This window comes from Desulfolutivibrio sp., from assembly GCF_036584575.1.
In the GTDB taxonomy this organism is placed as follows: Bacteria; Desulfobacterota; Desulfovibrionia; order Desulfovibrionales; family Desulfovibrionaceae; genus Desulfolutivibrio.
In genome coordinates, this window is record NZ_JAZHDB010000203.1 from 1 (window position 1) to 12,306 (window position 12,306).

The window sequence follows — 12,306 nt, forward strand, 5'->3', positions numbered from 1 at the left end:
GGATCGTGAAGCGAGGATTCGGGACATTGAAACTCCATACATTCAAAAGGAACTGGGCGTGGGGGGTGTCCGGGGGGATGATGTAGAGGCCGCCCTGGGGCACGTCGAACTCCCCGCCGGGAAGCGACATGCGCCGACGCCCGCGTTCCGCAAGCCCGATGATCCAACTGGCGTGGGCGTGCCGGGAAAAATCCGGGGGCACGCCCACGGCCGCCACCGTGCGCACGTCGCCGCCGCTATAGGGCTCGCGCCCGAAGCGCACCATCGCGCCGTCGTCCATGTTTTTCACCTCGAAGGGCGCCATAGCGCCGGGACCATGCCTGCGGCGGCAGGCGGGCCTGCGCCCTGTGCCATCCCAAAAGATCCGGGCTGGTCCCGGCCCGGTCACGCCCGTACCGGATGCCCCGGGTGATCGCAGGGACGCCGCAGGCATTCCGGCCCGCTACACCAGGGCCGGGACGAACTCCGCATACAGCACCAGGCCCTGGTCCCCGGCCCGGACCTCATGCCGGGCCCCCTTGGGGATGACCGCCGTCACCCCGGGCCGATACGCCGCCTCCCGGCCGTCGATGACGGCCACGCCGCTTCCGGCCGCCACCTTATGCACCTCCCATTGCCCCTCGTGGACATGGGCGTCAAGGCGGCATCCCGGCGCCACCCGGACCAGGTGGACGCTCAGCGTGCCCCCGGTTTCGCGTCCCGGGACCAGACAGCGCAAAAACACCCCGGCAAAGGCCGGGTGGGGCTTTTCCGGGATATCGGCAAAGCGGATCGTCCCGCCCGGCAACACGCAGCACCCCTCGTCGAAACCGCTTCCATTCTCGTTCATGGCCGCTTCCTCCTCACGTCCGTGTTTTGGGGATCCTGCCCCAAACCAGGGGGCCGGTCTTGAACGATCCTGCTCTTTTCGAAGCCCGGCCAGGGCATACTTCGTGAGAAAAATAACAATTCCCCGGAAAACGCCTTCAAAATACCGGCGATTCCCTGTATCATCCCGTCAAAAGAGACGTTTTGCAGATCACGCCCGTCGGGAATGTCCCGGCCGGGGCACAGGCCTTTCCACCGTCAACCACCCGGCGATCCGTCATGAAAGTTTCCGATCTGATGCGCAAAAACATCATCAAGGTGCGCCCCGAGGCCCATATCGGGCATGTGCTCATCTGGTACAACGGCCTGACCGACACCTCCCGCAACACCTATGTGGTGGATGATCGCGGCGGGCTTTTGGGCGTGGTGACCATTTTCGATTTCCTGTTCATGCTGGTGCCTGCACCGGTCGCCGAGGACAGCCTGGCGGGGCGGATTCAGGGCCGCGATGCGCTTTTGCGGGCGCTTCGGCGCAACATGGCGGCCATTGCGGACACGGAGGTGGGCAGCATCATGGATACGCAGTTCCCCACGGCCCTGGCCGACGATCTGTTCGTCACGGCGCACGGGCTGATCATGGAGCAGCGGGCCAATGCCGTGCCGGTCCTGGACGACGCGGGCATTTTGGTGGGGGAGCTGTCGCGGCGGATGATACTGGGGTTTTTGGTGCAGAATTTGTAGCTTCGCCGCACGCGGCTCGAAAAAAGGCGGACCCTGCGGCCCGCCTTATCATTTTCCTCTTCCACCCGGCGCTAGCTCGCGCCCGCAATCTCCTCCCGGACCAGCCGGGCCGCCGCCACCATATTTTTCAGCGACGCCATGGTTTCGGGCCAGTCCCGGGTTTTTAAGCCGCAGTCCGGATTGACCCACAACCGCTCAGCCGGGATCACGGCTGCGGCCTTGCGCACAAGCCCCGCCATCTCCGCAACCGTCGGCACCCGGGGGCTATGGATGTCGTAGACGCCGGGGCCGATGTCGTTTGGGTATTCGAACTCCCCGAACACCGACAAAAGCTCCATCTTGCTGCGGCTGCACTCGATGCTGATGACGTCCGCGTCCATGGCCGCGATCCAGCGGATGATGGTCCCGAACTCGCTGTAGCACATGTGGGTGTGGATCTGCGTAGCGTCGGACACCCCCGAGGCCGTCAGCCGGAAGCACTCCACGGCCCAGATCAGGTAGGCCTCCTGGTCCGCCCGGGCAAGGGGCAGCCCCTCCCGGAAGGCGGCCTCGTCGATCTGGATGATCGGCGTCCCGGCCCGCTCCAGGTCGGCCACCTCGTCGCGCACGGCCAGGGCGATCTGACGGCAGACCTCGGGCCGGGGGATGTCCTCGCGCACGAAGCTCCAGTTGAGGATGGTCACCGGCCCCGTCAGCATGCCCTTGACCGGCCTTCGCGTCAGGGACCGGGCATGGGCGATCCAGTCCACGGTCATGGGGCGCGGCCGGGACACGTCGCCGAAGATGACCGGCGGCTTCACGCACCGGCTGCCGTAGCTCTGCACCCAGCCGTTTTCCGTGAAGCAAAATCCCGCCAACATCTGCCCGAAGTATTCCACCATGTCGTTGCGCTCGGGCTCGCCGTGGACCAGGACGTCCAGGCCCAGCGCCTCCTGCCGGGCCACGGCGTCGGCAATGGCCGCCTGCATGGCCGCCCGGTAGCCCGCCTGATCCGTCTCCCCGCGCCGCAGGGCCAGCCGGGCGGCCCGGATGGCGGCGGTCTGCGGGAAGGAGCCGATGGTGGTGGTGGGCAAAAGGGGCAAGTCCAGGCGTTCCTGCTGGGCCTTTTTGCGCTCGGCGAAGGGGCTTTTGCGCGAGAGCATGGCCGGGGCCACGCCCTCCAGGCGACGGCGCACGGCAGGGTCGCAGGCCAGGGGATTGTCGCGTCCGGCCGCCAGATCGGCGGCGTTTCTGGCCAGGATCTCGGCATGGTCCCAACCCTCGGCCGCCTCGGCGATGACCGCCGCCTCGCGGCATTTCTGCACGGCAAAGGCCATGGTCCGGCGCACGCCCGGGGCAAGCAAGCTTTCCCGCTCCAGGTCCACGGGGCAGTGCAGAAGCGAGCAGCCCGTGCCGATGAGCAGCCGGTCCTCCCCCAGTTTCCGGGCCACGTCCCGGGCGGTCGCCACGGCCCGGGCCAGGTCCGTCTTCCAGATGTTGCGGCCGGAGACCAGCCCCAGGGACAGGGACATGCCCCCGGGGAGCCGTTCGGCGACAACGGGGAGCTCATGCCCGGCCCGGGTGGCGTCCAGGTGCAGGATGTCGAAGCCCGACTCCAGGGCCAGGTCCAGGTTGTCCCCCAGCCCGCCGAAATACGTGGCCAAAAGGAGCCTCGAACCCTCAGAGGCGGCGCGCAGCATGGCGCAGGCGGGTTTGAAATAGGCCTTGGCCGCCGTGGACATGTCCGTGCAAAGGATGGGCTCGTCGATCTGGATGACCGGGCACAGGGGGGCTAATTGCTGCAGGATCTCGCGGTAGACGGCCATGATCCCGGGGAGCGACTCAAAGCGATCCGCCCCGTCCTCCTCCCGGCACAGGGACAAAAAGGTCAACGGCCCCAGGAGCACGGCCTTGGGCCGATGCCCCAGGGACACGGCCAGCCGGGCGTCGTCGATCACGGCCTGCCGGGCAAGGCGCGGGGTCATGCCCGGGGTGATCTCGGGCGCGAGGTAGTGGTAGTTGGTGTCGAACCACTTGGTCATGTCCAGGGGCGGCAGGTTCTTTGCGGCGTCGCCCCGGGCCATGGCGAAATACGTCTCCGGGAAAAGGGAACGGGGCTCGTCCGCGAACCGCCCGGGCACAAGCCCGAGCATGACGGCCGTGTCCAGCACATGGTCGTAAAAAGAAAAATCCCCCACGGCCACCAGGGACAATCCGGCCTCGCGCTGGATTTCCCAATGCCGGACGGTCAGTTCCCGGCCGATATCGGCCAGTCCCTGAGCGGACAGTTCGCCGCGCCAGTGTCGTTCCAGGGCGAACTTGAGTTCACGGGAGGCCCCCATGCGGGGAAAACCAAGGACATGCGTTTGCATTGCGCGTTGCTCCTTTCAGAAGGGGTTTCGTGAAAGGGAGCGAGGACAACCCAGGCGAGAACATGCGCTGAGAAAAAGCACGATGGGCGACGCCCCCGGGAAGGGGCCTGGGACATGCTTTCTTCACACGCCTGTCTGTTTCGCGAGACAGCCCTGCTCCTGGGACAGGACGTCTTCTGGCTTCCGGCCCCCGCATCGTGCGATGCGTGCCCGGTCCTTCCCGTTTCTAAAACGAAACAGTGGCCCGGGCGGGGATCATGCCGGTTACAGCGGCGCGTCCGCGACGGAGTTTCACCGTCTTCCGTTTCCTGTCCAAGTCAGAGGATAGAAATAGCCGGACCCGGCGGGAAAGTCAAAACGGCGCGGGCGACGGGCGGGGCCACCCCAAACGCAAGGCGGACCCTGCGGCCCGCCTTGTCCGATTTCACATCGCAGCGCGGCGGCCGCATCCGTGGCCGCACCCCGGTCACTCTCCGATGGCTGAAGCCTGACCCGCCCGGGTCCAGGCCTCCCGGCGAAATCCCGCCCCTTCAGGGCAACGCCACCTCGGCCAGTTCCGGGCCGAGATAGCTGCGCTCGTTTTCGCCAAGCACGCCCAGACTCAGGCACAGCATGGTCCACAGGTGCACGGTGCGCCATCCGCCGTGATAGTGCTCGGAAAGTTCCTCGATTTGCGCATGGCAGTTGTGACAGGGGGTGATGACGTAATCCGCCTTCGTCGCCAGAATCTGCCCGGCCTTGACCCTGCCGTAATTCAACCGCGCTTCCTTATATCCTGACTGCAGAAATCCGCCTCCGCCGCCGCAACAATAATTATTGGATTTGTTTGGAAACATATCCACAAAATTTTCCTCGCCAACGCAGGCCTTGACGACAAATCGCAGTTCATCGGCGAATGCGTCGCCCATGGACTTCCTGACAGCCATGCATGGATCCTGAACCGTAAAACGTAACCTGAGATCCTTGTTCCAGTCCGGGTTAGGACGCAACTTCCCCTCACGAATCCAGCGGGCGTACCAGTTCACGATATGGTCGAACTCGACGCCGCTGTCGATGTTGAATCGCTTCAGTCCGGCCCAGATGGAATAAAACGAATGGCCGCATTCGATATTTATCCATGATGCGCAGCCCAGTTTCTTCACTCCCTCCACCTGTTTTTCCAGCACCGCGCGCCAATGATCGTCCTCCGCCGCGAACATGCAATAATTCTCAGCCCCCCAGCCAGTCGTGCCGTAGGTCCAATCCGCTCCGGCCAGATGCAGTATCTTCCAGAGGGGAACCATTTCCTCAGGCTCCTTGACCGGCTCCCGGGAATTCTGGTTGACGAAAAAAAACGCCCCCTGCTTGTCGATGGGAGCTTTCAGATCCTTGAAGCGGGGTTGCGACTCGCGGACCTCCTCCAAGACATCCTCGACGACGAAATGAAAATCCTCGGTGGAAATGCCTACCGCACTCGCGCCCTGGGTACGCAATCCCTGGTCGCAGGAACCGATGATCCCTTTGGGCTTCCGATCACGGGGCCAGCCGGCCCGCAACTCGTACACCAGCATGGGAATGTTCACCTGCATGGGACAGGCGTGCATGCAGCGAAAACACATGGTGCACATCCAGACCCAGGGCGTGGCTCTGAGTTCCTCGTCCAGCCCCATCACGGCCATGCGCAGCAGTCGGCGCGGGTCCATGCCCTCCATGCCCGTGCCCGGACACCCGCTCGTACACACGCCGCAGGTGAGGCACATGCTCAAGTTGCCCCCTTGCGGCAGCAACGCGGCCATGTCGCCGATCAATGACCCTTTCCGCTTGCCTTCGAGATGGATCGCCGGTTCGCTCATGACCCTCTCCCTGGTATGTGGTTCTGCGCCTTTTCCATTGTCCGCCCCCCCAGCCGGAATACGGGGAGAAGCAGGCGACGACGGAAAACACTCGACGTTTTCTTCTGAACGGGCTGAACGGAGGAATTCTTTTCGACCCATCTGAAAAATTAATGAGACGTATCCACTATGTCAATGATAAATCCAAAACATTCCGGGCCACCGGCCGCCTGCGCGAAAAACGCCTTTCCCGGCGCCCTTTCCCATGAAAAAAGGCGGACCCTTCGATCCGCCTTGCGTTGTCTCATCACTGCGAACGCGCAATCCCGCAACGCAGCCATGGTCGCAGCCTTATGCCGCGTTTTTGAAAACGTCCTTGGCCCAGGCCACGGCCTCGTCCTTTTCCGGGCTGCCGTCGATCTTGAGCGACGCCGCCACCACATCGGCCCCAAGCTGCCCCACCTTCTCCTCGATGGCGTCCACGGCCCCGCAGAAATGGGTGTAGCTGGAGTCGCCGCAGCCGAACACCGCCACCTTTTTCCCCGACAGGTTGGCCTTGTCCAGTTCCTCGAAAAAGGGCTGGAAATCCTCCTGCAACTCGATGTCGTCGTCCCCCCAGGTGGAACTGCCGAAGACAACCAGATCGTAGCCGTCGGCCAACCCGGCCGCCTGCACGCCGGACACGTTTTTCACGTCCACGGACATGCCTTCGCCCTCAAGGGTTTTGGCGACATAGGCCGCCACGGATTCGGTATTGCCCGTCGTGGAGCCGAAAACCACAAGCGCCTTGGCCATGACACACTCCCTGCGCTGATGTTTCGGGCGGGGTCGCCTCCGGCCGCCGCCCCTCATGCAGCGAATATATCGATACTGAGTTTGATTGTCAATATCATATTAAAGGAGGGTCAGACCGACCGCCAAGACACCGCTCCCCCGGCCGGGGGCGAACGCCGCCGCAAGCGACCGCTGGCCCGCGACGGCCTGCGAAGCCCACGGGGCAGGCCGGGCTCCCGAGGGATCAGACCCCGCCCAGCCCCTGAAACAGCGCCCGGGTGTCGTCCACGGCCATGTCCGCCGCCTGCCCCATGGCCGTGGAGGCCGCGTTGGCCTCGCTGTCCAGATCCTCCAAGGAGCCCTGCCGGATTCCGGACAGGGACTCCCGGTCCAGGCCGATCCCGGCCGCGCCCGCAAAATGCGTATTCAGGCCAAAAACGCCCCTGTCGTCTTTTTGCACGAACTCGCGCATCGTCAGCTCGCCGTGGGCCGTGAGCTCGCCGTTTTCATAGGCCGATTCCTCATGGCTCGCCGAGCGCAGCATGGCCGGGATGTCATCCTCGGTCAGCCCCTTGCCGGTTTCAAACCGCGTTTCGCGGGGCATGCGGTTTTCGCGCACCTCTTCGGTATCCGTGGACACGGCCGCAAGCTCCCCATCCCGGTAGGTCCGGCTGGTGAAGCTTATGCTGTACGGATTGTCCATGTCCCGGTACTCCGCCAGATTCTCAGCCAGACTGAAGCCCCCGGCAGCCATGTCCGAATCCAGGCCGCTTACGAAGGCATCGACCGCCCCGGCGTTCTCCTCGCGGCTGGCGGCAAGAAGGCCGTCGGCCGAAAGCGGCGTGCCGCCGCTGAAGGTCTCCCGGGCGATGCCGAAGGTTTCCAGGATGCCCGGCCGCTCCGGCAGGCTCTGTCCCTCGCCCGGCTCCATGGTCAGAGTTCCCTCCTGCTGGCGCACCAGTTCGCCCTGGTCATACCAGGACACGGCCACGGTCTGGGTCAGGTCCTTCCCCCGCTGCACCTGATCCGTGAGGTTGGCCTGGACGAGCACGTCGCCGTCGGCGTCATAGCGGGTGAACTGTACGGTCAGGGCGTTGGAGTTGGTCAGTTCTCCGGTGGACCAGGCCGCCAGGCCGTTTCTGGCCGAGCTTGTCCGGTTGGTCGCATTTTCGGCCTCCAGGCGGTTGTGGATGGAGGCGGTCTGGGACACCTTGCCGTCCGCGTATTCCACGATGTCGGCCTGGTAGTCGCTGGCCACGTAGTCCCGGGTCAGGGTTCCGGCCATGTCCTCCAGGGTTATGGCTTCGTCCAGTTCGCCGCCGCTGACGAGCTCGGGGCTGACGGAGGAGGCCTGGACGGACATGCCGTCATGCAGTTCCCGCACGACCTTGCCGTTTTCGTACCATTGCACGTCCCGGCGCAAGGAGGCCATGGTCTCGGCGTCCGTGCCGCCCAGGCCGGTCAATTCGGCATGGGCCTTCTGGGTGACCGCGCCGTTTATGTCGTACTGCTGCGTATCCCACACGGCCCGGTCGCCGGTGATGGCGCCGGTCTCCTTCTTGACCAGCACGCCGTTTTTATATTCGAGACGCTCCATCTTCGCGCCGTCGATGGTCGTGACCTGGGTGTTGCCGTTTTTCAGGGTAGTGGAGCCGCTTTTCAGGCCGAAGTTGGTTTCCCAGGCGTTCGTGGCGGCCTGGGTCTGGGTTTGTGCGGCGTCGCGGGTCGCCATCCAGGCGGCATACGCGGCCTGGCGCTGTTTGGTGTAGGCCTGCTCGGAGATGCTCACCGTGTCCGCGCCGGAGGCGCCGGTGGCGACGGAGGTCTTGCTCGATCCGGTCTTCTGGGAGGCGGAGGTATTTTGCGTGCTGTCCAGGATGTCCAGGCCAAGGCTGCTTGAAACGCGGGATGAGGTGGAAAGCTCGAACGCCATGCTGAAACTCCCCTTATGCGACGTGAAGCGGGAAAACGTGCCGCCGCGAGGCGGGATTCGCCCCCGCCCATAGGGGTATATATCGGAGGAGATGGAGGGAACTTTAGCCAAAAACGCATATTCTCTGCATCAAAAGCCGGGTGCGCGACAAAAAAGGCGGGCCTCACGGCCCGCCTTTCCTATCGTCGTTCGCTCACGCGCTGCCTGCGCGCCTACGACTCCTTGGGCGGCTCGACCACCTCTTCCAGAGGCGCGGTGGCCTTCTCGAAGGCCTCCAGGCGGGCATATTCCTCTTCCACGCGCTGTTGGATGTATTCCACCGAATCCGGCGTCAGGTGCCGGAAGCGCCGCTGCAACTTGAAATAGTCAGTCACCGGTTTGGGCTTTTTCACCTTCTGGGTGATGATGTAGCGGCCGCCGACCACTTCATAGAGCGGGAACACCTTGCTTTGCACCGCCAGGCGGCACAGCTCCACGCTCTTGGCCGGGTCGCTGCGCCAGCCCGTGGGGCAGGTGGCGAAGATGTGCAGGTACGCCGGGCCTTCCACGGTCAGGGCCTTGCGCACCTTGTTCATCAGGTCCAGATGGTAGGCCGGGCTGGCCGTGGCCACGTACGGAATCTCATGGGCCGCGGCGATCATGGCCATGTTCTTTTTCCAGGTGTGCTGGCCGATGCTTTTGCGTCCCGGAGGCGAGGTGGTGGTCATGGCCCCATACGGCGTGGAGCTCGACCGCTGGATGCCGGTATTCATGTAGGCCTCGTTGTCCAGGCACACGTAGACGAAGTCGTGGCCGCGCTCCAGCGCCCCGGACAAGGCCTGCATCCCGATGTCCGCCGTGCCGCCGTCGCCCGCAAAGGCGATGACCTTGGGCCGCTTTTTCAGCTTGCCCTTGCGCATAAGCGCCCGGTTGGCCGACTCCACGCCCGAGGCCACGGCCGCCACGTTTTCAAAGGCCACGTGTAGCCAGGGCACCGACCAGGCCGACTGGGGAAAGGGCGAGGTGATGATCTCCATGCAGCCCGTGGCGTTGCACACGATGGTCTCGGGACCGGCCGCCTTCATCACCATGCCCATGGCCAGCACCTCGGCGCAGCCCTGGCAGGCCCTGTGCCCGGAGGTGATGAACTTCTCCCAGGGAATATTCTTGGCGGTGATTTTCTCATAGCCGCTTAAGTCGACGTCACGAAGCATGGCTTTCCACCCCCCACATCATATAGTTGCCGGAAAGCTTTCCGGAAACGGCCATGGCGAACATTTCCTTGAATTCCCGGACGGTCACGTCGCGTCCGCCCAGGCCCGCGACGAGGTTTATGATCTCGGGAGCGTCCGGGCGTCCGTAGAAAAGGCTTTTGAGCTCCGAGGCCACCGGCCCACACACCGCGCCGGGCGACAGGGCCCGGTCGATGACCACCAGCCTCTCGGCCCCGGCGCAGGCCGCCAGGAACTCCTCCTCCGGGAACGGCCGCCACAGCCGGATGCGCGTCTGTCCCGCATCCTGGCCCTCGGCCACAAGCTCGTCCACCGCCGTCATGCACGTCTCGCCCAAAGACCCCATGGTCACGAACCGGGTCTTGGCCCCGGGCTTGCCGTTTTGCTCCACCAGCTTGTAGTGGCGGTCGAAGGCCGCGCCGAATCCGGCCAACACCTCTTCCACCACGGGTTTCGACCCGATGATGGCCTGCTCCAGCTGCTTGCGGGCCTCGGTGTACATTTCAGGCACGCCCACCGGCCCAAAGGTCACGGGATTATCCGTGTCCAGCTTGAGCATCGGCGTATACGGCGGCAAAAAGGCGTCCACCTCGGCATGGTCCGGGATGATCACCGGCTCGATGACGTGGCTTAAGGTGAAGCCGTCGATGTTGACGATCATCGGCAGCAAGACCCGTTTGTCCTCGGCGATCTTGAAGGCGCACAAGGTCAGGTCCAGGGCCTCCTGGCCGTTTTCCGCAAAGATCTGCACCCAGCCGATGTCGCGTTCGGCCATGATGTCGCCGTGGTCGTTCCAGATGCTGATGGGCGCGGACAAGGCCCGGTTGGCCACGGTCATGACCATGGGCATGCGCATGCCCGAGACGATGAACAGGATCTCATGCATGAGCGCCAGGCCCTGTGAGGCCGTGGCGGTATACACCCGGGCCCCGGCGGCGACCGCGCCCAGGGCCGCGCTCATGGCCGAATGCTCGGACTCCACGGGGATGAACTCCGCGTCCAGTTCGCCGTTGGCTACGTATACGGAAAGCTCTTCCACTATATGCGTCTGAGGAGTGATCGGATAGGCGGATACGACATCCACATTGGCAAGTTTCACCGCTTCGGCCACGGCCAGGGACACTTCAAGTCCGACGCGCTTGCCCATTACTCGCCCTCCTTACCCATCGTGATGGCTTCCTTGGGACATTCATTGGCGCAGACACCGCATCCCTTGCAAAAATAGAAATCCGGGTGGTAAAAGCCCTCAGCATTTACGCTGATGCAAAACTCGGGACAGTACATGGCGCACAGCGCGCACTTGATGCACTTTTCCTCATCCACTGTGGGCCTAAGACTCCGCCAGTCCCCGGTCCTGAGTTCCTTGGCATTGCCCGGCTTCAAAATAGCCGCGCCCAGCGCCAAGTCCTCCCAGGCCATGATCGCTTGCTTGGACATACACTCCTCCTGTTCATTCGGAAAAAAATCCCTGGACCGCCTCCTGCCAACGGTGCGGCCCATGGACCGATTCACATCTCGTGGAATGTCGGTACGTAGCGAAACTACGAGGGCACACGGCCGACGACAATGGTTCCCGGCGCGGTCTGCCCGGCCCGATCCGAGGCCGTCTCCCCCCCGGGACGCCACGGGCCGACCACTCGGGTCATGCCAGCGGTATCGATATCAACAAAGTGACCGGAAAAAATCAAGAGGGCATCCGCTCTTTTGCAAAAAAATACCCCCCCGCCGCATTCGACACCTTCATGACCCCCTGCAACATACATTTATGCGGATTTCAAGGAACTCCTCACCCCTGTATCTTCTTGTGAAAAAAGTTGCATGGAGCTCCATGTCGCGTTCCTATACCTCTCGCCCGGCCGCATCCGCCGTCCGATCCAACAACACATCCACCGCCACCCCTGTCTCGCGGCTTTGCCGCAACAAAAACACCTTGGCCGCCTCGCCCATGAAATGGTCCACCGGGTGGTGGCTGATGTAAAGCACCTGAAACCCCAGCCGGTCGCCGATCTTGCGGATCAGCTTGGCGAAACGGGGGATCAGGTCCGGTCGAAGCCAGCAGTCCTGCTCGTCCAAGACCAGAAACGGCCGGTGCCGCCCGGGGTCAAGCTGTGACAAGGCCAGAAGCCGGAGTCCCACGGACATGATGTTGCACACCGAGCCCCCCTGCCCGGACAGGATGTCCTCGGGCCCGCCCTGGTTGATCATCTCGAAATGGATCGACAACCGGTTCCCCTTCACCTCCCGCCGGGCCTTCACCTCCCGATCCTGGGCCAGTATCTCGCGCACGGCGTGCGTCAGGTTCACCTCGATGTCGTCCATCACCTCCCCGAAAAGCTCCCCCGTCAAGACCTCCAGCCGCGAGGCCGCGCCCGGGGCCAGGCCCAAAAACGCCTCCACCCCGCGTTGCGCCTCGCCGACCTCCAAAAATTCCCTCGCCCGGGACGCCGCCACGCCCGACAACCGGTCCAGCCGCCGCAAAAGCCCCCGGCGCGACTCCATAAGCTCCGTGAGATCATCCATGGTGCGTCCCCTTGTTCGGGTTGCCTCCGGCGGCCAGGGAGGGGCACCCTCCCCTCCCAAAATTTTTATCGGCTTCGCCCCGCGTGGCGACACGTCGGCCCCCGCCGTCCGTCGCGACGGCGCAGTTTCCATGGTCTGAGAAAAAGCGGAGTAGCGTG

At 64.0% G+C, this 12,306-nt stretch carries 11 protein-coding genes and 1 riboswitch; of the genes, 1 reads left to right on the top strand and 10 read right to left on the bottom strand.

Annotated elements, in window-relative coordinates; all coding sequences use genetic code 11:
- The coding region (locus V3572_RS14710) for an AraC family ligand binding domain-containing protein (protein WP_332111774.1) at window positions 1-280 on the bottom strand (280 nt) is incomplete at its 3' end.
- A 162-nt stretch (window positions 281-442) separates the two neighbouring features.
- Window positions 443-829 carry a cupin domain-containing protein gene (locus tag V3572_RS14715; protein WP_332111775.1) on the bottom strand — a complete coding sequence of 129 codons (387 nt, stop codon included), beginning with the start codon at window positions 827-829 and terminating at the stop codon, window positions 443-445.
- 257 nt (window positions 830-1,086) lie between these two features.
- On the opposite strand from V3572_RS14715, the gene V3572_RS14720 reads away from it, so the two are divergent.
- Window positions 1,087-1,548, top strand: coding sequence for a CBS domain-containing protein (locus tag V3572_RS14720; protein ID WP_332111776.1), 462 nt, complete (start codon window positions 1,087-1,089; stop codon window positions 1,546-1,548).
- Between the two features lie 71 nt (window positions 1,549-1,619).
- Here the strand turns inward: V3572_RS14720 and metE are convergent, their stop codons facing one another.
- The 8 genes from metE to V3572_RS14760 all read right to left on the bottom strand — a co-directional run bounded on the left by metE (window position 1,620) and on the right by V3572_RS14760 (window position 12,148).
- Entirely contained in the window at window positions 1,620-3,899 is a 2,280-nt protein-coding gene (metE, locus tag V3572_RS14725) for a 5-methyltetrahydropteroyltriglutamate--homocysteine S-methyltransferase (protein WP_332111777.1), read from the bottom strand.
- Window positions 3,900-4,048: 149 nt separating this feature from the next.
- Window positions 4,049-4,254: riboswitch (cobalamin riboswitch) on the bottom strand.
- A gap of 175 nt (window positions 4,255-4,429) precedes the next feature.
- A complete protein-coding gene (locus tag V3572_RS14730; RefSeq protein WP_442877388.1) occupies window positions 4,430-5,731 on the bottom strand; it encodes a (Fe-S)-binding protein in 1,302 nt (433 codons plus the stop codon).
- A 330-nt stretch (window positions 5,732-6,061) separates the two neighbouring features.
- The gene (locus tag V3572_RS14735; protein WP_332111778.1) at window positions 6,062-6,505 is read right to left on the bottom strand and encodes a flavodoxin; all 444 of its coding nucleotides are present in this window, start codon (window positions 6,503-6,505) and stop codon (window positions 6,062-6,064) included.
- A gap of 223 nt (window positions 6,506-6,728) precedes the next feature.
- Window positions 6,729-8,417 carry a hypothetical protein gene (locus V3572_RS14740; RefSeq protein WP_332111779.1) on the bottom strand — a complete coding sequence of 563 codons (1,689 nt, stop codon included), beginning with the start codon at window positions 8,415-8,417 and terminating at the stop codon, window positions 6,729-6,731.
- A 212-nt stretch (window positions 8,418-8,629) separates the two neighbouring features.
- Window positions 8,630-9,610, bottom strand: coding sequence for a pyruvate synthase subunit PorB (gene porB / locus V3572_RS14745; RefSeq protein WP_332111780.1), 981 nt, complete (start codon window positions 9,608-9,610; stop codon window positions 8,630-8,632).
- Window positions 9,600-10,775 (bottom strand): pyruvate ferredoxin oxidoreductase, encoded by a 1,176-nt coding sequence (porA, locus tag V3572_RS14750; RefSeq protein WP_332111781.1) that lies wholly within the window; start codon window positions 10,773-10,775, stop codon window positions 9,600-9,602. The genes porB and porA overlap by 11 nt, the downstream gene beginning before the upstream one ends.
- Window positions 10,775-11,065, bottom strand: a complete 291-nt coding sequence (locus tag V3572_RS14755) for a 4Fe-4S binding protein (RefSeq protein ID WP_332111782.1) — start codon at window positions 11,063-11,065, stop codon at window positions 10,775-10,777. The genes porA and V3572_RS14755 overlap by 1 nt, the downstream gene beginning before the upstream one ends.
- Before the next feature lie 402 nt (window positions 11,066-11,467).
- The gene (locus V3572_RS14760; RefSeq protein ID WP_332111783.1) at window positions 11,468-12,148 is read right to left on the bottom strand and encodes a hypothetical protein; all 681 of its coding nucleotides are present in this window, start codon (window positions 12,146-12,148) and stop codon (window positions 11,468-11,470) included.
- Between the last annotated feature and the right edge of the window lie 158 nt (window positions 12,149-12,306).

What these genes read in the sequence shown, in the direction of transcription:
- V3572_RS14715 (WP_332111775.1), bottom strand. Translation starts at nt 829, where the DNA reads ATGAACGAGAATGGAAGCGGTTTCGACGAGGGGTGCTGCGTGTTGCCG.
- V3572_RS14755 (WP_332111782.1), bottom strand. Translation starts at nt 11,065, where the DNA reads ATGTCCAAGCAAGCGATCATGGCCTGGGAGGACTTGGCGCTGGGCGCG.
- porB (WP_332111780.1), bottom strand. Translation starts at nt 9,610, where the DNA reads ATGCTTCGTGACGTCGACTTAAGCGGCTATGAGAAAATCACCGCCAAG.
- porA (WP_332111781.1), bottom strand. Translation starts at nt 10,775, where the DNA reads ATGGGCAAGCGCGTCGGACTTGAAGTGTCCCTGGCCGTGGCCGAAGCG.
- V3572_RS14735 (WP_332111778.1), bottom strand. Translation starts at nt 6,505, where the DNA reads ATGGCCAAGGCGCTTGTGGTTTTCGGCTCCACGACGGGCAATACCGAA.
- metE (WP_332111777.1), bottom strand. Translation starts at nt 3,899, where the DNA reads ATGCAAACGCATGTCCTTGGTTTTCCCCGCATGGGGGCCTCCCGTGAA.
- V3572_RS14760 (WP_332111783.1), bottom strand. Translation starts at nt 12,148, where the DNA reads ATGGATGATCTCACGGAGCTTATGGAGTCGCGCCGGGGGCTTTTGCGG.
- V3572_RS14730 (WP_442877388.1), bottom strand. Translation starts at nt 5,731, where the DNA reads ATGAGCGAACCGGCGATCCATCTCGAAGGCAAGCGGAAAGGGTCATTG.
- V3572_RS14740 (WP_332111779.1), bottom strand. Translation starts at nt 8,417, where the DNA reads ATGGCGTTCGAGCTTTCCACCTCATCCCGCGTTTCAAGCAGCCTTGGC.
- V3572_RS14720 (WP_332111776.1), top strand. Translation starts at nt 1,087, where the DNA reads ATGAAAGTTTCCGATCTGATGCGCAAAAACATCATCAAGGTGCGCCCC.